Source organism: Acidovorax sp., from assembly GCF_034519795.1.
Taxonomy (GTDB): Bacteria; Pseudomonadota; Gammaproteobacteria; order Burkholderiales; family Burkholderiaceae_C; genus Acidovorax.
Genome location: NZ_JAXHOB010000020.1, coordinates 453,777 through 473,983, shown reverse-complemented (window position 1 = coordinate 473,983; position 20,207 = coordinate 453,777). Strand labels below are relative to the sequence as shown.

Sequence of the window (20,207 nt, the reverse complement as noted above, 5' to 3'; positions counted from 1 at the left end):
GGCGGCGTCTGTCAGCCGGGTTGCTTGCCTGCGGCCTGGTGGATGGCCGCGCGGATGCGCGGGTAGGTGCCGCAGCGGCAGGCATTGCCCGACATGGCGGCGTCGATGTCGGCATCGCTGGGCTGCGTGGTCTTGGTGAGCAGCGCGCAGGCCGACATCAGCTGGCCGCTCTGGCAGTAGCCGCACTGGGCCACGTCCAGCGCAATCCAGGCGTTGCGCAGGGCTTCGGCCTGGGGGCCGACCAGGCCCTCGATGGTGGTCACATCGGCCTCGCCCACGGCGGACAGCGGCGTGACGCAGGCGCGCATGGGCTCGCCGTTCAGGTGCACGGTGCAGGCGCCGCACAGCGCCATGCCGCAGCCGAACTTGGTGCCGTTCATGTGCAGCTCGCCGCGCAGCACCCACAACAGGGGGGTGTCGGGCTCGGCGTTCACGGAGACGGCCTTGCCGTTGATGCGAAGGGTGGTGGGCATGGATGGGGCTCCTTGAGGGGTCAGAGGCTGGGAGTTTTTTGGCCGTGTCCGAAAGGCGCGTCAAAACGCACTGGATCCAGGCGCAAAGCACAGCCATAGCTCGGGCTATGGCGAGCATTTGCAACGACGAGCCGGGGTGTTTTGGCGTGCAAGGCGGGCATGGACGCAAGACTCTCAGCCTCTCAGGCCAGGCGCAGCGGCAGGCTGCGCAGGCGCTGGCCATTCAGCGCGAAGAGGGCGTTGGCCACGGCCGGGGCGATGGGCGGAACGCCCGGCTCGCCCACGCCCTCGGGCGGCTCGGCGCTGGGCACGATGTGCACCTCGATGCGCGGGCACTCGGCCATGCGCAGCAGCGGGTAGTCGTGAAAATTGGCCTGCTGCACCTGGCCCTTGTCCACGGTGACCTCGCCATGCAGCGCGGCCGTGAGGCCGAAGACCACGGCGCTCTCCATCTGCTGGGTGATGAGGTTGGGGTTGATGGCCGCGCCGCAGTCGATCACGCAGACCACGCGGTGCACGCGGATGGCCTTGCTGTCTGCCGCCACCGACACCTCGGCCACCTGGGCGACGATGGAGCCGAAGGACTGGTGCAGCGCAATGCCCCGGGCGCGTTTCGCGCCCGATGCATCGGCTGCCAGCGGCTGGCCCCAGCCCGCCAGCTCGGCCGCCTTCTTGAGCACATGCAGGTGGCGCGGGTGCTTTTGCAGCAGGCTGGCCCGAAAGGCCACCGGGTCCTGCTTGGCCGCAGCTGCGGCCTCGTCCATGAAGCTTTCCTTGAAGAAAGCCTGGTGCGAATGCCCGACCGAGCGCCAGAAGCCCACCGGCAACGGCAGCGCGATGATCTCGTGCGCAATGCGTGCGTTGGGCCATTCGTAGGGCTGGTCGAAGGCGCCTTCCGAGGTGGTCTTGTCCGGTCCGGCCCCGGGCAGGCCGAAGATGCGCCCGAGCACCTGAGGCACGATGGCCTGGCCCACCGAGAGGTTGTCCCAGGCCACCAGCCGGCCCTCGCCATCAAAGCCGGCCTTGAATCGCGCCATGCACGCAGGGCGGTAGAAATCGTGCTGCGTGTCCTGCTCGCGCGTCCACAGCGTCTGCACCGGTGCGCCACCGGCCTCGCGCGCAATGGCGGCGGCCTGGGCCACGTAGTCCACCTCCAGCCGGCGGCCGAAGCCGCCGCCCAGCAGCAACTGCTGCACGTCCACCTTGTCCTCGGCGATGCCCAGTACCTTGGCCGCAGCCGTGCGCGCCAGGTCGGGCACCTGGGTGGAGGTCCACACCGTCGCCGCTCCGTCCTTGAAGTGCACCGTGCAGTTGATGGGCTCCAGCGCCGCGTGCGCCAGGTAGGGCGCGCGGTAGTCGGCCGTGAGGGTGCGCGCCGCGCCCTGCATGGCCACCTCGGCATCACCGCTCTGGTGGTAGCCAAAGCCCTTGGCCTGGCCCAGCGCCTGGGCCAACTGGGTGTATACCGCCGCGCTTGACAGTGCGGCCGCCGGGCCGTGGTCCCACTCCACGGTGATGGCCGCCACGGCCTTGCGCGCATGCCAGGGCGTGTCGGCGATCACGGCCACGGCGCCGGTGCTGCCGTTCAGCGCATCCACGGTCAGCACCTTCTTCACGCCCGGCAGCTTCTCGGCAGCCGCGCCCTCCATGCGCGCCACCTTGCCGCCGCGCGTGGGGCACATCACCACGGCGGCATGCAGCAGGCCGGGCGGGTTGGCGTCGATGCCGAAAACAGCCGTGCCATCGAGCTTGCTGCGCGCCTCGATGCGCGTGAGCGGCTTGCCGATCAACCGGAACTGCGCCGCCTCCTTGAGCGCCACCTTGCCCGGCAGCGGCTGCTGCGCGGCCAGGGCCGCCAGCTCGCCGAAGCTCGCGCGCTGGCCCGCGGCATGCTCCACCACGCCGGCCTGCACGCTGCACTCGGTGGCCTGCACGTTCCACTGCGCGGCCGCTGCGCGCACCAGCATGGCCCGGGCGCTGGCGCCGGCCTCGCGCATGGGCAGCCACAGGTCCTTGATGCTGGACGAGCCGCCCGTCATCATCACACCCACCTCGCGCATGGTCTTGGCGGTGAGCCAGCCGGCCACGGCCTTCATCGAGCCATCGTTGTCGGGGTGGAAGGGCAGGCCGTCGACCACGGTGACCAGGTTGTTGTAGATGTCGTCGATGGGCGCCATCTCCAGCCGCACCTGGGGCCAGTCGGCATCGAGCTCCTCGGCCAGGATGGCGGCCAGCCCGGTGTGCGTGCCCTGGCCCATCTCGGCCTTGGCCATCATCACCGTGACGGTGTTGTCGGCGCCGATCTTGAGCCAGCCATTGAGCGCCGCCTGGCCGCCCGCCGTGGGCAGGGGATCGCCCGTGCGCAGGCGCTGGCGCGGGGGCAGCACCCCCCAGCCAATCACCAGCGCGCCGGCCGTGGCGGCGCCTCCCCAGAGCACTGTGCGTCGTTTCACCATGGTTGTTGCCTGCCTCTCGTCGGAGCGATGGGTAGGGGCCATCGTATACCGGCAGGATGTCGGGCGCGATGCGCCCAGGCGACACAAGCGCCCGATTCAGCGCGCCGGCCATGCGGCAAAGGCCGGCAAGCGCTCTGCCTGCTCCGCATGGGCGGCCAGCGCCGGGTAGCCAGCCGCCGCCACCGTGTCGGGCACCATCATCTGCGTGAAATCCCAGGCCACGGCGATGGTGATGCCCGCGTCGCCGATCTCGCTGGCGGGCGCAGGCAGGGGCGTACGCGCCAGTTCTGCCTCCAGCAGCGCGCAGGCGGCCAGCAACTGGCCCGTCACGCGCTCCAGCCAGGGGGCGTGCAGCTTCTCGGTGGGCCGCAACTGGTGCTCGTAGACGATCTGCACCGCCTTCTCGCACACGGCCAGCGCCAGGCCCGTGAGGCGCAGCTCGCGCTGCAGCGCCGGGCCGCCCGCTGGCTGCAGCCGGCGCGGCGACAGCGTGGCCGCCCACTGCAGTATCAGCGTCGAATCCATGAGCACGCCGCCGTCGTCGCAGACCAACGTGGGCGCCTTGACCACGGGGTTGATGCGCCCGAACGCATCGAAGGTGCTGAACACCGACAGCGGCAGGTGCGTGAACGGCACATCGAGCACCGTGAGCGCGATGGCGACGCGGCGGACATAGGGCGAATCGAGCATTCCAACCAACTGCAGCATGGGTTTCTTTCCTGAAAGATCGTGAAGAGGTTTTGGGACGATAGGCGCCCCAGCGCTGCGCAGGAAGGGCAAGGCATCGGAACAATGGACGCCAAACCGATGGATGATCGGCTCCTGCACCACCCCCTTCCCCCACCCACCATGCAACTCGACAAGAAAGACTGGCTCATCCTCGAAGCCCTGCAGGCCGACGCCCGCCAGAGCCTGGCCGCCCTGGGCAAGCGCATCGGGCTGTCGCAACCGGCCATGAGCGAGCGCGTGCGCAAGCTCGAAGACGCGGGCGTGATCGAGGGCTACGGCGCGCGCGTCAACCTGCGCGCCATCGGCGTGCGCCTGCAGGCCCTCATCCGCATACAGACCACGCACGCCGGCATTGCGCCCTATGTGAAGCTGTTCGAGACCATGCCCGAGGTGCTGGAGGCCGACCGCGTCACGGGCGAGGACTGCTTCATCGTGCGCTGCGCCATCGCCGAGCCCGAGGACCTGCAGCGCGTGGTCGATGCGCTGGCGCAGCACGGCGGCGTGACCACCTCGCTGGTGCTGTCCAGCCCGGTGCGCAAGACCACCACCGTGCATGCGCTCAAGCGGCCGGCGCGCTGAGCGGGCGGTGGCGTATGCCGAGGGGAAGGTTTCTGCTCTGCTTTTGGTAGCTGAAGGCGACCGAACAGCTTGGGTGAAGTGGCGATTTTTGCCCCGCTTGTAACTGGCCGTGTACGCCACCCGGCGTATTCCCGATCCGGGGGGCTGTCTCCAGAATCCATTCCATCGACCGAACCATGCGCCCACCAAGGCGCCATCGGGCGAAGCGGTTTGAACCCCTCTACTGGAGAAGCACACATGCAACGTCGTTATTCCCTCAAGGCCCTCGCGGCCGTCGCTGCGCTCGCTGGCCTGTCTGCCTTGCCAGCCCACGCGCAGGACACCATCAAGGTCGGCATCCTGCACAGCCTGTCGGGCACCATGGCCATCTCGGAGACCGTGCTCAAGGACACCGTGCTGATGGCCATCGACGAGATCAACGCCAAGGGCGGCGTGCTCGGCAAGAAGCTCGAACCCGTGGTGGTGGACCCGGCCTCCAACTGGCCCCTGTTCGCCGAGAAGACCAAGCAGCTGCTGGGCCAGGACAAGGTTTCGGTGATCTTCGGCTGCTGGACCTCGGTGAGCCGCAAGTCGGTGCTGCCCGTGGTCGAGGAAATGAACGGCCTGCTGTTCTACCCCGTGCAGTACGAGGGTGAAGAGCTGTCCAAGAACGTTTTCTACACCGGCGCCGCGCCCAACCAGCAGGCCATCCCCGCGGTGGACTACCTGATGAGCAAGGACGGCGGCAGCGCCAAGCGCTGGGTGCTGCTGGGCACCGACTACGTGTACCCCCGCACCACCAACAAGATCCTGCGCGCCTACCTCAAGTCCAAGGGTGTGAAGGACAGCGACATCGACGAGAAGTACACCCCCTTCGGCCATTCCGACTACCAGACCATCGTCGCCGACATCAAGAAGTTCAGCCAGGGCGGCAAGACGGCCGTGGTCTCCACCATCAACGGTGACTCCAACGTGCCCTTCTACAAGGAACTGGGCAACGCCGGCCTGAAGGCCAAGGATGTGCCCGTGGTCGCCTTCTCGGTGGGCGAAGAAGAGCTGCGCGGCGTGGACACCAAGCCGCTGGTCGGCCACCTGGCCGCCTGGAACTACTTCCAGTCCATCAAGAGCCCGGCCAACACCGAGTTCATCAAGAAGTGGGGCGACTACGCCAAGGCCAAGGGCATCGCCGGCCACAAGGACAAGCCGCTCACCAACGACCCGATGGAAGCCACCTACATCGGCATCAACATGTGGAAGCAGGCTGTCGAGAAGGCCAAGAGCACCGATGTCGACAAGGTGATCGCCGCCATGGCCGGCCAGACCTTCAAGGCACCGTCGGGCATCGTCTCCAAGATGGACGAAAAGAACCACCACCTGCACAAGAGCGTGTTCATCGGCGAGATCAAGGCCGACGGCCAGTTCAACGTGGTGTGGAAGACCCCTGGCCCCGTCAAGGCCAAGCCATGGAGCCCCTACATCGAAGGCAACGACAAGAAGCCCGACGAACCTGCCAAGAAGTAACGGCATCGCCCAAGGCGGACAGGCGCCTTGCAAGGGGAGGGGCGCTGCCGTGCCCCTCCCTTTTTTCTTTCCGGGCGCACCCCGCCTTGCGGGGTGCCTCCACAGGCATTGACTGACGCACTATGTTCAGATTTCTTTCGATGGCATGGCTGTGCCTGCTCGCGTGGGCCGGCCCTGCGCAGGCACTCACGGCCGAGCAGGCGCTGGCCATGGCCGCCGGCGACACCGACGAGCGCGTGGCCGCCGTGCAGCAGGCCATCGTGCAGCCTGACGAGCGCATCGCTGCCTTCCTCCAGGCCCTTGCCGCGGACGAGGTGAAGATCGTGGCGGGCAAGGCCATCGTCGTGCGCGACGGCAAGGGGCAGGACCCCGTCACCGGCACCGAAGTGCCCGTGCCCGAAGACGCCGAGGACATCATCAACAACAACCGCATGCGCGGCGAGATCGACACCGCCATGGCCGGCCTGGCCCTGTTCGGCAAGGACGAGGCCAAGCGCCTGGCCGCTGCCAAGGCCCTCACGCGCGAGCCCGACGCCGGCCGCCTGCCGCTGCTCGACAAAGCCCTTGCGCAAGAGACACAACCTGCCATCAAGGCGCAGCTCGAACTGGCCCGCTCTGCCACCCTGCTGGGCAGCGACGACGCGGCCCAGCGCATCGCCGCCGCGCAGGCCCTGTCGCTGAGCGCCACGCCCGACACGCGCCTGTTGCTCAACGAACGCGCCACGGTGGAAGAGGACGCCAAGGTCAAGGCCGCGCTGCAGGCGGCCCTCAGGGCCATCGACGGCGAGCTCGCCTGGGGCGAGCGCCTGGGCGCCGCGTTCTCGGGCATCAGCCTCGGGTCCATCCTGCTGCTGGTGGCGCTGGGCCTGGCCATCACCTACGGCCTGATGGGCGTGATCAATATGGCCCACGGCGAGCTGATGATGATCGGCGCCTATGCCACCTACGTGGTGCAGGGCCTGTTCCAGAAATACCTGCCCGGCGCCTTCGACTGGTACCTGGTGGCTGCGGTGCCGCTGGCCTTCGGCGCATCGGCCCTGGTGGGCGCGGTGCTCGAGCGCAGCGTGCTGCGCTTTTTGTACGGCCGCCCGCTGGAGACGCTGCTGGCCACCTGGGGCATCAGCCTGGTGCTGATGCAGCTGGTGCGCACGATTTTCGGTGCGCAGAACGTGGGTGTGGAAAACCCCGCCTGGATGAGCGGTGGCGTGCAGGTGCTTTCCAACCTCACCTTGCCCTACAACCGCCTCGTGATCATCGGCTTTGCGATTGCGGTGCTGTTGTCCATGGGCTGGCTCATCGGGCGCACGCGCCTGGGCCTGTTCGTGCGCGGCGTCACGCAGAACCGGCCCATCGCCTCGTGCATGGGCGTGAACACTGCGCGGGTGGACACCATGGCCTTTGCGCTCGGCTCGGGCATCGCGGGTCTCGCCGGCTGCGCCCTGAGCCAGGTGGGCAACGTCGGCCCCGACCTGGGCCAGAGCTACATCGTCGACGCCTTCATGGTCGTGGTGCTGGGCGGCGTGGGCCAGCTGGCCGGCACCGTGTATGCGGCCCTGGGCCTGGGCGTGCTCAACAAGTTCCTCGAAGGCTGGGCCGGCGCCGTGCTGGCCAAGATCGCCGTGCTCGTGTTCATCATCATCTTCATCCAGAAGCGGCCCCAAGGGATCTTCGCGGTGAAGGGTCGTACAGCGGACTGAACGGGCAAGCCATACCATGATTACCAAGCCTTCTCTCCAACTGCCCGCCTCGGCCCCGCTGCTCACGCGCACCGGCTGGTCGGCCTTCATCGTCGCCCTCATCGTGGTCTGCGCCCTGGCGCCGCTGCTCAACCTGGTGGTGCCCGCCGGCAGCGTGTTCCACATGAGCGATTACGCCGTGGCCTTGCTCGGCAAGATCATGTGCTACGCCATCTGCGCGCTCGCCATGGACCTGATCTGGGGCTACACCGGCATCCTGAGCCTGGGCCACGGCCTGTTCTTCGCACTCGGCGGCTATGTGATGGGCATGTACCTCATGCGCCAGATCGGCCGCGACGGCAACTACAAGAGCGAGCTGCCCGACTTCATGGTGTTTCTCGACTGGAAGGAACTGCCCTGGCACTGGATGCTGTCCGACAGCTTCATCGCCACGCTCATACTGGTGGTGGCCGTGCCCGGCCTGGTGGCCTTCGTGTTCGGCTACTTCGCCTTCCGCTCGCGCATCAAGGGCGTGTACTTTTCCATCATCACCCAGGCCATGACGTATGCGGCCATGCTGCTGTTCTTTCGCAACGAGACGGGTTTTGGCGGCAACAACGGCTTCACCGACTTCAAGCGCATCCTGGGCCAGCCGATTGCCACGCAGAACATGCGCATGCTGCTGTTCGTGCTCACGGGGCTCACCTTGCTCGGCTTCTTCTTGCTGGCCCGCTGGCTGGTGCGCAGCAAGTTCGGCCGCGTGCTGCAGGCCGTGCGCGACGCCGAAACGCGCGTCATGTTCTCGGGCTACTCGCCGCTGCCCTACAAGCTCACCATCTGGACCATCAGCGCCATGATGTGCGGCGTGGCCGGCGCGCTGTACGTGCCCCAGGTCGGCATCATCAACCCCGGCGAGATGAGCGCCGCCAACTCCATCGAGATCGCGGTCTGGGCCGCCGTGGGTGGCCGCGCCACGCTGATCGGCCCCATCGTCGGCGCCTTCATCGTCAACGGCGCCAAGAGCTGGCTCACAGTGACGGCGCCCGAATTCTGGCTGTATTTCCTGGGGGCGCTGTTCATTGCCGTCACCCTGTTCCTGCCCAACGGCGTGGTGGGCCTGGTGAAGAAATTCGGTTTCGGCAGCAAGAACAAGAACAACGACGACAAGAAGGGAGGCACGCAATGACCCCGGACCTGATGGAAGAGGGCGCGCGCCGCATTGCTGCCAAGGCCGCCCCGGTGGCCTCCGGCCAGACCGAATCGGGCGGCCGCGCCGCGGGCTTCTCGCGCATCGCCACACCCGGCGAGGTGGACGTCACGCATGGCCGCATTTTGTACCTCGAAGACGTGAACGTGAGTTTTGACGGCTTCAAGGCCATCAACAACCTGAGCCTCGATATCGCCCCCGGCGAGCTGCGCTGCATCATCGGCCCCAACGGCGCCGGCAAGACGACGATGATGGACATCATCACCGGCAAGACCCGGCCCGACAGCGGCACGGTGTTCTTCGGCAGCACCATCGACCTGCTGCGCCACAACGAGCCCGAGATCGCCAGCCTGGGGATAGGCCGCAAGTTCCAGAAGCCCACGGTGTTCGAGCAGCTCACCGTGTTCGAGAACCTCGAACTGGCGCTCAAGACCCACAAGGGCGTGTCGTCGAGCCTGTTCTTCAAGCTCGATTCGGCCCAGTCCGACCGGCTGGCCGAGATCCTGCACACCATTCACCTGGCGGGCAGCGTGGCGCGCATGGCGGGGAATTTGAGCCATGGGCAAAAGCAGTGGCTGGAGATCGGCATGCTGCTGATGCAGGACCCGAAGTTGTTGTTGCTCGACGAGCCTGTGGCCGGGATGACGGATGACGAGACGGCTCGCACGGCCGAGCTGTTCCTGACCCTGAAGGGCAAGCACTCGCTGATGGTGGTGGAGCATGACATGGGGTTCATCCGCACTATTTCTGAGATCGTGACTGTGCTGTGCGATGGGTCTGTGCTGGCGCAGGGGACCTTGGACCAGGTGCAGTCGGATGAGCGGGTGATTGAGGTTTATCTGGGGCGGTGATGGTTTGCTGCTCTTCGTTCTTCTGTGCTTTGTTTGAGGGCGGAGGCCGGGATGTGCGCCCGGCGGCGCACCTACTTTCTTTTGCGTCGCCAAAAGAAAGTAGGCAAAGAAAAGGCGACCCCCAGTCTGCGTCCCCCATTCGCCCTGTCGGGCGAATGGGGGCAACCTGCGATGCTCGGACCTGGGGTGGTGCCGCAGAACTCGCTACGTTCTTCGAACTTCGCTCAGACAGCTGCGGCAAGTCAGTTCACGAAGCGTGTGTGTCCTTCGGCACACACGCCCACCCCAGCTCCTGCGCTTCTCGGCGCAGCCAGAAGGGGTGGGGAGCGGGGACAAACACGGCTGCTGCTTCGCAGCTGCGCCTGGGGTCGGCTCGCGCTGTGCGCTGCCGACGGGCGGCGCAGCCGCCCTGGCGAGCCGAGCGCAGCGAAGGACCACAGGCCGAGCGAAGCAATGGCCCGAGTGGAGCCCGCTCCCACCCCCTTCTGACACGGGCAGCGGGGTCGCCTTTCTTTTGGGTACTTTTCTTTGGCGAAGCAAAGAACAAGTACCTCGGCCGCCGGGCCGAGACCCGGCCTCCGCCCTCTGCACAAGAGCAGAAGTAACCATAGGCACCCGACATAGGCCAACCAACATGCTCACCGTCCAAAACATCAACCAGTACTACGGCGGCTCCCACATCCTGCGCGACGTGAGCCTCACCGCCGAACCCGGCAAGGTCACCGTCCTGCTCGGCCGCAACGGCGTAGGCAAGACCACCCTGCTCAAAAGCCTCATGGGCCTGGTCCCCATCAAGAGCGGCGCCATCAGCTTCGATGGCAAGGCCATCGACAAGGCGACTCCGTATGACCGCGCCCGCGCAGGCATCGGCTTCGTGCCCCAGGGCCGCGAGATCTTCGGCCGCCTCACGGTGGAAGAGAACCTGCGCATGGGCCTGGCCTACAAGAGCGGCTCCACCCCCGTGCCGCCGCACCTGTACGAGCTGTTCCCGGTGCTCAAGCAGATGCTGCGCCGCCGTGGCGGCGACCTCTCGGGCGGGCAGCAGCAGCAGTTGGCCATCGCGCGCGCCCTCGCGCCGGGGCCGCGCCTGTTGATCCTGGACGAACCGACCGAAGGCATCCAGCCGAGCATCATCAAGGACATCGGCCGCGTCATCCGCATGCTCGCCGACAAGGGCGAGATGGCCATCCTGCTGTGCGAGCAGTACTACGATTTCGCGCAGGAGCTGGCCGACCAGTACCTCGTCATGGAGCGCGGCGAGGTCATCGCGCGCGGGCCGGGCAGCGAGATGGAAGCCAAGGGCATCCGCAACCTGGTGGCCATTTGATCAGGCTGCGGTCGTGCGTGCCACATCCCCCCGGTGCCGCCAGCGCGCCACGCCCTCGATCACCAGCACCGTGCACACCATCCAGGTGCCGCCCAGCAGCCAGCCGGCCAGCACGTCGCTGGCGTAGTGCACCTGCAGCACCATGCGGCTCCAGCCGGTGGTGAAGACCAGCATGCCCGCCAGCACCACGCAGGGCACATGCCAGCGCGGTGGCAGCAGGCGCGTGGCCAGGTAGGCCAGCAGGGTGTAGCCCACCATCGAGGCGCTGCTGTGCCCGCTGGGAAAGCTGTAGCCATCGGCCTGCGCCACGCCGTGGTGCAGGTGCTCGGGTCGGGCGCGCTCGAAAATGCTTTTCAGGATGCGCGTCAGCGCCCCGTTGCCGCCCATGGCCGCCAGCCAGCCGGTGGCCAGCAGGCGGTGGCCGCGCCACCACAGGCCGGCGGCCACCAGGGCCGTGAGCGCGGTGAGCACGGCGGTGTCGCCCAGGTGGGTGAGGGCGGCAAAGAAACGCAGCACCCCGGTGGCGGCGTGCAGGCGCAGGGCTTCGGCAATGGCATCGTCCACCGCGCCCCAGTCACCGTCCTGCTCACTGCCGCTCTCGGCCAGCTCGGCCATCACGCTGCCCGCCAGCACCACGGCGCAGGCAGCGGCCAGCATGCCTGCCAGCAGGGCCCAGCGCGGGTCGATGGCCGTGGGCAGCGTGCGCTGCAGCAGCGGCCCGCCGTGTCGGCGCACCGTGCGCAGGCCCCACAGCGCAAGGGGCCCCGCCAGGCCGGCCAGCGCCAGGCCCGCCAACCACCAGCCCATAGGGTGGCTGGCGATGAGGTGGCCGATGGCGGTGGTGTTCATGGGATTCACTGGCAAGCGTTCGGTTTCGGGTGGATACTGCGGTTGTATCGCACCGCCCATCACCCCTTTGCGCCGGGCGTGAATGTAGGACAAGGCGCCGACAGATTCACAGCGCCGTGGCTGACAGTGCCGGGCGGGTGCTCAGGGCACCATGGATACAGTGGCGCCATGCCGCCTATCGGAGCCTGCCTTTCATCCATGACCATCGCCCATCGCCCCCCTGCCGTCCATCCCCATGGGCGCATCCACCTCGTGGTACCCAAGCGCCCCGGCGCCGACTTCGACCTGGTGCGCGCCAAGCTCGAAGGGGCCTTTGCAGCCCATGCGCACGACGTGGTCTGGCACGTGCCCGACCAGCGCGGCGACATCGTCGAGCTGGCCTACCAGGCGGTGCGCGACGCGCAGGCCGATGGCGGGCTGGTCGTGGCCGCAGGCGGCGACGGCACCATCAATGCGGTGGCGGCGGCGGCCCTGCGCGAGGCGGTGCCCATGGGGGTAATACCCATGGGCACGTTCAACTACTTCAGCCGCGAGCACGGCCTGGCGCTCGACCCCGAGATCGCCGTGCAGGACATGCTGCACGCCATGGAGCGCAGCGACATGCGCCCCGTGCAGGTCGGCTTCGTCAACGAGCGCATGTTCGTGGTGAACGCCGCCGTGGGCCTGTACCCGCGCCTGCTGGCCGAGCGCGAGATGGCCTCCAAGCGCTTTGGCCGCTCGCGCATGGTGGCCATCCTGTCCGCGGTGTGGAGCATGTTCCGCCCCGCCGGCGGGCGGCGCTGGCGCGTCATCATGCGCACGCACGAAGGTGCCCAGGCGCAGCAGGAGGAGCACCTGGTCACCACCCTGTTCGTCGGCAACAACCCGCTGCAGCTGGGCCGCATGGGCCTCACGCAGGCCCAATCCGTGGCCGACGGCGGGCAGCTCGGCGTCGTGCTGCTGCAACCGCAGGACCGCTGGTCAGTGGCCCGCACGGTCTGGAACGCGGCCACCGGCCAACTGGCGCGCGACAGTGCCGTGGTGAGCATGGCCTGTGCCGAGATGACCGTGGCCCCCGCCAGCTGGCGCCCCGCGCAGGTCAAGGTGGCTTTCGACGGTGAGCGTGAATGGATGGCGCCACCGCTGCGCTTTCGGGTGCACGACAAGCCGCTGTGGCTGGTCACGCGCACCACGCTCGACCGCGACAGCTCCGCCGCCCCGCAGCCAGAACAGGAGCCCGACCACGTTGCCGCCGAGCCCGAGGCCCCCGCGATCGTGCCCCTGCCCGCGTTGGGTGGCGCCATGGCAGCCGGCTGACCGGGCCCGAATCCGCCCGCTCACGCCCTGGCGCCTGTACCCTACGCCCATGTCCGTCTTGATGCACCTGTCCGACCTGCACTTCGGCGCCCACGAGCCTGTGGTCTGCCGCGCGGTGCAGGCCCTGGCGCGCCAGCTCGGGGTCTCAGTGGTGGTGGTCTCTGGCGATGTCACCCAGCGCGCCACCGCTCCCCAGTTCGCGCAGGCCGCCAGCTTCATCCGCGGGCTCGATGTCGGCGCCACGGTGGTGCTGCCCGGCAACCATGATCTGCCGCTGTTCGCCTGGTGGCTGCGCTGGGGTCGCGCCTACGACCGCTTCGAGCACGAATTCGGCAAGGACCTGGAACCCGTGCGGCACCTGGGCCGCTTCTTCATCGTGGGAGTGAACACCACGCGCCCCTGGCGGCACGAGCGCGGCAGCCTGTCCAGCGCCCAGATCGCCCGGGTCGAAAAACAACTGGCCGAGGCCTACGAAGAGCCCTGGCGCATCGTCGTCGCCCACCATCCGCTCGCCGCCCGCAACACGCAGGATAGGGAGCACCGCCCCGCGCGCGCCGACGAGGCCCTGCTGCGTTGGCGCGATGCCGGTGCGCAGATGCTGCTGTCGGGCCACACCCACGCCGCCGGCCTGCTGCAACCGCTGCCGGGCCTGTGGGCCAGCCAGGCCGGCACGGCGGTATCGCACCGCCTGCGCCATGGCTACCCCAACAGCCTGGTCATCCTGAGCCATGAGGCCGATGCGCAAGACCCCGACAAGGTGCTGCGCTGGGCCGCGCGCTGGGACTACGACCCCGAGCGTGCCGCCTTCCACTGCGTGCAGCGGCAGTGGGTGGACGACCCGACAGGGGCTTTGGCGGTGTGAATGCCCGCACGGTGCGCATGCGCGCACGAGTTGCCGTGCCGGGCCCGCCGCGCTCCGCCCACTCGCTGGTTGTTTTCCTGGTCGTTTTCCCGCGGGCGGCTTGACCGATGGCCCGGCGCGCCCCTATTCTGGCTGGCGGGCGCCTCCATGGCCCCGGCCCTTCCCATTGGAGCCCCTGCGCTTGCCGCCCATGCACAAAGAATTCAACCACGATGCCCTGCGTCGCCTGCAGGCGCTGATTGCCCGCGAGACGGGTGCCCCGCTCAACGAGGCGGCCACGGCCGAGATGGCGGCCATCCTTCGCGGTAGCGAGGGGCCGGATGGCGTACTCAACGAAGGCTTGGTAGTGGCACCGCGCGAGGTCACCATTTTGCTGGCCGACCTGCGTGGCTTCACGGCGCTGTCGGCATCGCTGCCTGCGGGCGTGGTGATTCCCGCGCTCAACCGCTGCCTGTCCCTGCTCAGCGAGGTGGTGTTCAAGCATGGCGGCGCCATTGACAAGTTCATGGGCGACTCCATCATGGTGCTGTTCGGCGCGCCCGTGGCGCGCGAGGACGATGTGGACCGCGCGCTGATGTGCGCGGTCGAAATGCAGATGTCCATGCGCGACCTGAACCTGGCCCACATGCGCGAGCGCCTGCCCGAGGTGTTTCTGGGCATCGGCGTGAACACCGGCACGGTGATGGCCGGGCGCTTCGGGTCGGACGTGTATTCCGAGTACACCGTCATCGGCGAAGAGGTCAACCTCGCCTCGCGCATCGAGGCCTTCAGCCTGCGTGGGCAGGTGCTCATCAGCGAGGCCACCTACCAGCGCTGCTGGGGGCTGGTGTCGGCGTCGGCCCCCATGCAGGTCTATGTCAAGGGGCGCCAGCAGCCCGTGGGCCTGCGCGAGCTGGTGGCCATCCCCTCGCGCAAGCTCAAGGTGCCGCGCCAGGAGTTTCGCCGCAGCCACCGTGTGGACACGCGCCTGCCCTGCCTGTGCCAGCGCATCCAGGACAAGATCATCGTGCCGCAGATCGTGCACGCCGCCATCCGCGACATCGGCTACCACGGCCTGCTGGTCGAGCTGACCGAAGAACTGGCCCTGCACAGCGAGCTCAAGCTTGAGTTCGACCTGACGCTGGTCGAATACCACGCCACCGACGTCTACGCCCGCGTCATCACCTTGAAGCCCGAGGGCGGGCAGTGGCTGGCGGGGCTGGAGTTCACCTCCATCAGCCCCGAGTGCCATGCCAAGGTGCAGATGTTCGTGCAGCTGCTGGTGGCGGCGCGATAGGTTCCGAGGCCTGCGCTCAGCAACCCAGCCGCTGGGCAAGATCGAGGATGCTGGACGTGTGCAGGTCGTTGCCTGGCTGCGGCGTGCAGTCCTTGGGGCGGGCTGCGCCCAGTTCCAGCGGCCGCTCCACATAGATGGTGCGCAGCCCGCAGGCGCGCGCAGCCTCCAGGTCGTCGTGGTGGGTGGCCACCAGCGCCACCTGCGCGGGTTCCAGGTCAAAAGTGCGCGCCACGCCCAGGTAGGTGTCCGGGTGGGGCTTGTAAGCGCGGAACACCTCGGCGCTCAGCACGCAATCCCACGGCAGGCCCGCACGCTTGGCCATGTGGGTCAGCAGGCTGATGTTGCCGTTCGACAGCGTGGTGATGGTGAAGCGCGTCTTGAGCCGCGTGAGCCCGGCCACGCTGTCGGCCCATGGGTCCAGCCGCTGCCACACGTGGTTCAGGTGCCAGCGCTCGGCCTCGGTGAGGTGGGCCAGGCCGAATTTAGGCAGTATCTCGTCGAGGATGCCGCGGTGCAGCGCGTCGATGCGCGTCCACCCCTGCTCGCCACGCATCACGCGCGCCATGGCCGGCTGGTAGCCGCTGCGCCAGGCAATGGCAAAGGCATCTCCATCCACGGCCGGGTACAGCGCCTGCATCTCGCGCACGATAGAGCCGTGCCAATCCACCACGGTGCCGAAAATGTCGAAGGCCAGCACCTTGACGGTGTCGGCAATGTGGTCGGCTGTGCTGGGTGTTGTCATTCGCGGTCCTTGGTGGGAGGAGGGGCGTGCTCAGTCCACTAGCGTAGCAGCCCCGCTGGCGAGGCCTGTTCACCAAGGTTACAGATATCCCCGCCCCTGCAGCGCAGCGCGGGGCGTGATATGGTTACATGAATCGGGTTTACCCCCGTAACTCCGTTTCTTCCCCATCCCGTGCTTCTTCTGCGCCGCCTTGCCCATGGCTGGTGCGGCGTTGCCCTGTTGCCGTTGCTGCTGCCGCCATGACCGCGCCCCTGTCCCCCACGTCGTCGCCCATCGCCCACACCCCTACCGACGACCGCACCCTGGTGCGCGCCGTGCTGGCCCTGGGGGTCGGTGGCTTTTCCATCGGCACGGGTGAATTCGTCATCATGGGCCTGCTGCCCGAGGTGGCGCGCGACATCAACGTGAGCATTCCGCAGGCCGGCCACGTCATCAGCGCCTATGCGCTGGGCGTGGTGGTGGGCGCGCCCGTGCTGGCCGTGCTGTGCGCCAACTGGGGCCGGCGTGCGCTGCTGATGGCATTGATGGTGGTGTATGCGCTGGGCAACTTCGCATCGGCCCTGGCACCCGGCTACGGTTCGCTCAGCGCCATGCGCCTGTTCACCGGCCTGCCACACGGCACCTACTTCGGTGTGGCGGCCCTCGTTGCCGCCGCGCTGGCACCCCCGGGGCGCCGCGCGCGCGCCGTGGGCTGGGTCATGCTGGGGCTGACCACGGCCACGCTGGTGGGCGTGCCCATTGCTGCGGCGCTGGGCGAGCATTTCGGCTGGCGCGCGGCCTTTGTCTTCGTGGGGCTCATCGCCGTGGCCGCCGTGGTCATGGTGCGCCTGTGGGTGCCCGAGATGCCGGCATCGCACGGCGCCAGCCCGCTGCGTGAGCTGGGTGCCCTGGCGCGCAAGCAGGTGTGGTTCACCCTGGGCATCGGCGCCATCGGCTTTGGCGGCATGTTCGCGGTGTTCAGCTACATCAAGCCCACGTTGCTGGAGGTGGCCGGCATGCCGCCTGCGCTCATGCCCTTCGTGCTCGCGCTGTTCGGCCTGGGCATGGTGGTGGGCAACATCGTTGGCTCGCGCATGGCCGACAAGGCCCTCATGCCCACCGTGGGCACGGTGCTGCTGTGGTCCATCGTGGTGCTGGCGCTGTCCGTGCCCGCGGCCCACCATCCCGTCACGGCTGCGCTCTCCACCTTCTTCCTGGGCACGCTGGTCGCCATCGGCCCCGCACTGCAGATCCGCCTGATGGACGTGGCGGGCCATGCGCAGACCCTGGCTGCCGCGCTCAACCACTCGGCCTTCAACGCCGCCAACGCGCTGGGTGCGTGGCTGGGCGGTGTGGCCATTTCGGCCGGCATGGGGTGGACCTCCACCGGCTGGGTCGGCGTGGTGCTGGGCATCTGCGGCGTGGGCATCTTCGCGTGGTCCATGTCGAGCGAAAAGGCCACCACGCGCGCTAGCACAGGCCTGAACGCCTGAGCGTAGCGGCGGTGCGACACCGCCGCAATGTGAGGAACGAACACCGCGTTTGATGTACATTGAATGCGGGCCGGCCTTTCTGCCAGCCACGTCGCTCGGACGGTTCCGGGCGCTTACGTGAAAGTTCATCAGCATGTCTGCTTCTCAGGGCAAGCGCCGCTTTGCGCGCATCGATCGCCTTCCCCCCTACGTCTTCAACATCACGGCCGAGCTCAAACTCGCGGCCCGCCGCCGTGGCGAGGACATCATCGACATGAGCATGGGCAACCCCGATGGCGCCACCCCGCCGCACATCGTGGCCAAGCTCACCGAGGTGGCCCAGCGGCCCGACACCCACGGCTATTCGGCCAGCAAGGGCATCCCCCGCCTGCGCCGCGCCATCAGCCACTGGTACAAAGACCGCTATGCCGTGGACATCAACCCCGACACCGAGGCCATCGTCACCATCGGCTCCAAGGAAGGGCTGGCCCACCTGATGCTGGCCACGCTGGACCGGGGCGACACCGTGCTCGTGCCCGACCCGAGCTACCCCATCCACATCTACGGCGCGGTGATTGCCGGGGCCGACATCCGCAGCGTGCCCGTGGCGCCCGATGTCGACTTCTTTGCCGAGCTGGAAAAAGCCATCCGCGGCAGCTACCCCAAGCCCAAGATGATGATCTTCGGCTTCCCGAGCAACCCCACCGCGCAGTGCGTGGAGCTGTCGTTCTTCGAGCGCGTCATCGCCCTGGCCAAGAAGCACGACATTCTGGTGGTGCACGACCTGGCGTATGCCGACATCGTGTACGACGGCTACCGGGCCCCCAGCATCATGGAAGTGCCCGGCGCCAAGGACGTGGCCGTGGAGTTCTTCACCCTCTCCAAAAGCTACAACATGGCCGGCTGGCGCGTGGGCTTCATGGTCGGCAACCCCGACCTCGTGGCCGCGCTCGCCCGCATCAAGAGCTACCACGACTACGGCACCTTCACCCCCCTGCAGGTCGCGGCCATCGCCGCGCTCGAGGGCGACCAGCAGTGCGTGAAAGACATCGCCGCCCAGTACCAGCGCCGCCGCGACGTGCTGTACAAAGGCCTCACCGAATCGGGCTGGGTCGTGGACTGCCCCAAGGCCAGCATGTACATCTGGGCCCGCATCCCTGAGCCCTACCGCGCCCTGGGCTCGCTCGAATTCGCCCGCCAGTTGCTCGACAAGGCCAAGGTCTGCGTGTCCCCTGGCATCGGCTTTGGCGACCAGGGGGATGAGTACGTGCGCTTCGCGCTGATTGAGAACGAGGCCCGTATCCGCCAGGCCGTGCGCGGGATTCGGGCGATGTTCAAGGCCGATGGGTTGTTGAAGGTGCCTGCGGTGGCATCGGTTGCCGCCTGATAGTCATGCCGTTCTGCTGATGTGCTGTAGCAGTCGCAACCAATGGACTGTTGCGGCCCATGGTGCCGGGCTGGGTGGCCGCAGAGCGCGGCCAACAAAGCTCAGCGAAGCGGTTCTGGCCAGGTGCTACATCGCAGGGCGCCGGTTTGCGCCCGTCGTGGCAGGCATGTCCGACCCGGCCGAAGAAAGCTGGTGCCCGTATGCGGTCGAAGGCCGCTTGCCAGAAAAGATCGACAATGCCGTGCCTCTCGTCAAGGCAGGCCAGGCGCCCGACCCCGGGTTCGACATCGGCACTCATCTGAGCACCCCCGTGCGCCTGGCAGACGGCCAGGTCTATGGCACCCTGTGCTGTTTCAGCCGGGGCGTGCAGAGGGATGCGGATATCGACCGGCTGCGGTACACCGCCAACCTGCTGGGCGAAAAGCTGTCGGAAGGGGCTGGCGAGGCATCCCGCTGAATGGGCTGTGACTGGTTGCGCACGCTTTTGCGCACTTGTGCACCTACGCCTTCTCCGTATGGCGCCCCGCCTGAATGTCCGCGCGCAGCAGGTCATTGATCCGGGTCTGCCAGCCGCTGCCCGTGGCCTTGATCGCATCCAGCACATCGGGGTCCACCCGCAGCGTCACCCGCTGCTTTGCATCGGCCTTCGTGGTGCCCGCAGGGCGGCCCCGCTTGCGCGCCGTGATCTGCTCCGGCGTGTGCACCGCACCCACCTCGCCCGCCAGGGCCTGGCCCACGCTGCGCAAAAGCGCCGCTTCAAACTCGGCCACTTCGGGGTCCATCTTTTTGTTGGGCATCGAATTTCTCCTTGATTGCTTTCAGCACAGCGGCGCTGATGTTGTCGAACTTGGCCTTGGCATAGACCAGCACCAGCACCACCTCGCCCTTTTCGTTGCGGGTGAAGTAGATCACCCGGGCGCCGCCGCGTGTGCCCATGCCAGAGCGGCTCCAACGCACCTTGCGCAGGCCTCCCGAACCGGGGATCACATCACCAGCTTCGGTGTTCACAGCAATCCAGCTGATGAAGTCGGCGCGCTCTGCATCGCTCCAGACCCCTGCGGACCAACTGATGAACTCCGGGGTCTCGATGACTGTGAACATAAATTTATTGTAGTGCCAATTAAATTGGCGTGCAATTATTTTTTTGTATGCACGTAAAAATCTACCACGCTCTTCACAATGCAGTTCGATCATGGCCATGGGATATGGGCTGATCACAATCTCTTGGTTCGGGGGTATTGGAGATGCGAACCGACCGCCTACTCCGTTGGAGTCACCTTCCTCCGTCAGCAGCCTTGCCCCTGCACTGAGGCGGCACCGGTGCCAACGGTTGCCATCGGGACGGCAGCACAGGTCTTGGCCGCCGCCCCTTGCGCCCAGGTCACGCACCAGCGCAGGTCTGCGTAGGGGTAGCAGTCACCCCATCACCGATGGCGACACGCTGCACGTGAACACACCCACGGGGCCCGAGCGCGTGCGCATCAGCCAGATTGATGCCCCCGAGCGCGGCCAGCCCTATGGCATCGATGCCACGCAATGCCTGGAA

19 protein-coding genes are annotated in these 20,207 nt (G+C 67.5%); 12 read left to right on the top strand and 7 right to left on the bottom strand.

Annotated elements, in window-relative coordinates; genetic code table 11:
- Positions 1–11 precede the first annotated feature (11 nt).
- The 3 genes from U5N23_RS23390 to U5N23_RS23380 form a co-directional block, all read right to left on the bottom strand.
- Complete coding sequence (locus U5N23_RS23390) at positions 12–473, bottom strand: (2Fe-2S)-binding protein (protein WP_322595115.1); 462 nt, start codon at positions 471–473, stop codon at positions 12–14.
- Positions 474–655: 182 nt separating this feature from the next.
- Complete coding sequence (locus tag U5N23_RS23385) at positions 656–2,929, bottom strand: xanthine dehydrogenase family protein molybdopterin-binding subunit (protein ID WP_322595114.1); 2,274 nt, start codon at positions 2,927–2,929, stop codon at positions 656–658.
- 96 nt (positions 2,930–3,025) lie between these two features.
- The gene (locus tag U5N23_RS23380) at positions 3,026–3,634 is read right to left on the bottom strand and encodes a glutathione S-transferase (RefSeq protein ID WP_322595557.1); all 609 of its coding nucleotides are present in this window, start codon (positions 3,632–3,634) and stop codon (positions 3,026–3,028) included.
- A gap of 144 nt (positions 3,635–3,778) precedes the next feature.
- Here U5N23_RS23380 and U5N23_RS23375 point away from each other — a divergent pair, with 144 nt between their 5' ends.
- From U5N23_RS23375 to urtE, 6 genes are all read left to right on the top strand, one after another.
- On the top strand, positions 3,779–4,237 hold the full coding sequence (locus U5N23_RS23375; protein WP_322595113.1) for an Lrp/AsnC family transcriptional regulator: 459 nt from the start codon (positions 3,779–3,781) through the stop codon (positions 4,235–4,237).
- 237 nt (positions 4,238–4,474) lie between these two features.
- A complete protein-coding gene (gene urtA, locus U5N23_RS23370) occupies positions 4,475–5,737 on the top strand; it encodes an urea ABC transporter substrate-binding protein (protein ID WP_322595112.1) in 1,263 nt (420 codons plus the stop codon).
- A 122-nt stretch (positions 5,738–5,859) separates the two neighbouring features.
- Positions 5,860–7,434 (top strand): urea ABC transporter permease subunit UrtB, encoded by a 1,575-nt coding sequence (urtB, locus tag U5N23_RS23365; protein ID WP_322595111.1) that lies wholly within the window; start codon positions 5,860–5,862, stop codon positions 7,432–7,434.
- A 16-nt stretch (positions 7,435–7,450) separates the two neighbouring features.
- Positions 7,451–8,599 carry an urea ABC transporter permease subunit UrtC gene (gene urtC, locus U5N23_RS23360; protein WP_322595110.1) on the top strand — a complete coding sequence of 383 codons (1,149 nt, stop codon included), beginning with the start codon at positions 7,451–7,453 and terminating at the stop codon, positions 8,597–8,599.
- Positions 8,596–9,471 (top strand): urea ABC transporter ATP-binding protein UrtD, encoded by an 876-nt coding sequence (gene urtD, locus U5N23_RS23355; RefSeq protein WP_322595109.1) that lies wholly within the window; start codon positions 8,596–8,598, stop codon positions 9,469–9,471. The genes urtC and urtD overlap by 4 nt, the downstream gene beginning before the upstream one ends.
- A gap of 634 nt (positions 9,472–10,105) precedes the next feature.
- Positions 10,106–10,798: an urea ABC transporter ATP-binding subunit UrtE gene (urtE, locus tag U5N23_RS23350; protein WP_322595108.1), complete on the top strand. Its 693-nt coding sequence runs from the start codon at positions 10,106–10,108 to the stop codon at positions 10,796–10,798.
- Here the strand turns inward: urtE and U5N23_RS23345 are convergent, their stop codons facing one another.
- Positions 10,799–11,647, bottom strand: coding sequence for a phosphatase PAP2 family protein (locus U5N23_RS23345; protein ID WP_322595107.1), 849 nt, complete (start codon positions 11,645–11,647; stop codon positions 10,799–10,801).
- 198 nt (positions 11,648–11,845) lie between these two features.
- Between U5N23_RS23345 and U5N23_RS23340 the strand changes: the two genes are divergently transcribed.
- From U5N23_RS23340 to U5N23_RS23330, 3 genes are all read left to right on the top strand, one after another.
- Entirely contained in the window at positions 11,846–12,943 is a 1,098-nt protein-coding gene (locus tag U5N23_RS23340; protein WP_322595106.1) for a diacylglycerol/lipid kinase family protein, read from the top strand.
- Between the two features lie 49 nt (positions 12,944–12,992).
- Positions 12,993–13,805, top strand: a complete 813-nt coding sequence (locus tag U5N23_RS23335; RefSeq protein WP_322595105.1) for a metallophosphoesterase family protein — start codon at positions 12,993–12,995, stop codon at positions 13,803–13,805.
- A 190-nt stretch (positions 13,806–13,995) separates the two neighbouring features.
- Positions 13,996–15,081: an adenylate/guanylate cyclase domain-containing protein gene (locus U5N23_RS23330; protein ID WP_322595104.1), complete on the top strand. Its 1,086-nt coding sequence runs from the start codon at positions 13,996–13,998 to the stop codon at positions 15,079–15,081.
- A 16-nt stretch (positions 15,082–15,097) separates the two neighbouring features.
- Here U5N23_RS23330 and U5N23_RS23325 read toward each other — a convergent pair whose 3' ends face one another.
- Entirely contained in the window at positions 15,098–15,823 is a 726-nt protein-coding gene (locus U5N23_RS23325) for a haloacid dehalogenase type II (protein WP_322595103.1), read from the bottom strand.
- A gap of 239 nt (positions 15,824–16,062) precedes the next feature.
- Between U5N23_RS23325 and U5N23_RS23320 the strand changes: the two genes are divergently transcribed.
- The 3 genes from U5N23_RS23320 to U5N23_RS23310 all read left to right on the top strand — a co-directional run bounded on the left by U5N23_RS23320 (position 16,063) and on the right by U5N23_RS23310 (position 19,118).
- Entirely contained in the window at positions 16,063–17,295 is a 1,233-nt protein-coding gene (locus U5N23_RS23320; protein ID WP_322595102.1) for an MFS transporter, read from the top strand.
- Positions 17,296–17,428: 133 nt separating this feature from the next.
- The gene (gene alaC, locus U5N23_RS23315) at positions 17,429–18,661 is read left to right on the top strand and encodes an alanine transaminase (protein WP_322595101.1); all 1,233 of its coding nucleotides are present in this window, start codon (positions 17,429–17,431) and stop codon (positions 18,659–18,661) included.
- A gap of 166 nt (positions 18,662–18,827) precedes the next feature.
- The gene (locus U5N23_RS23310) at positions 18,828–19,118 is read left to right on the top strand and encodes a hypothetical protein (RefSeq protein WP_322595100.1); all 291 of its coding nucleotides are present in this window, start codon (positions 18,828–18,830) and stop codon (positions 19,116–19,118) included.
- A gap of 43 nt (positions 19,119–19,161) precedes the next feature.
- On the opposite strand, the gene U5N23_RS23305 is transcribed toward U5N23_RS23310, so the two are convergent.
- Both U5N23_RS23305 and U5N23_RS23300 read right to left on the bottom strand, forming a co-directional pair.
- Positions 19,162–19,458 carry a BrnA antitoxin family protein gene (locus U5N23_RS23305; protein ID WP_322595099.1) on the bottom strand — a complete coding sequence of 99 codons (297 nt, stop codon included), beginning with the start codon at positions 19,456–19,458 and terminating at the stop codon, positions 19,162–19,164.
- Positions 19,418–19,861, bottom strand: a complete 444-nt coding sequence (locus U5N23_RS23300) for a transcriptional regulator (protein WP_322595098.1) — start codon at positions 19,859–19,861, stop codon at positions 19,418–19,420. Before U5N23_RS23300 ends, U5N23_RS23305 begins: the two co-directional genes overlap by 41 nt.
- Positions 19,862–20,207 lie beyond the last annotated feature (346 nt).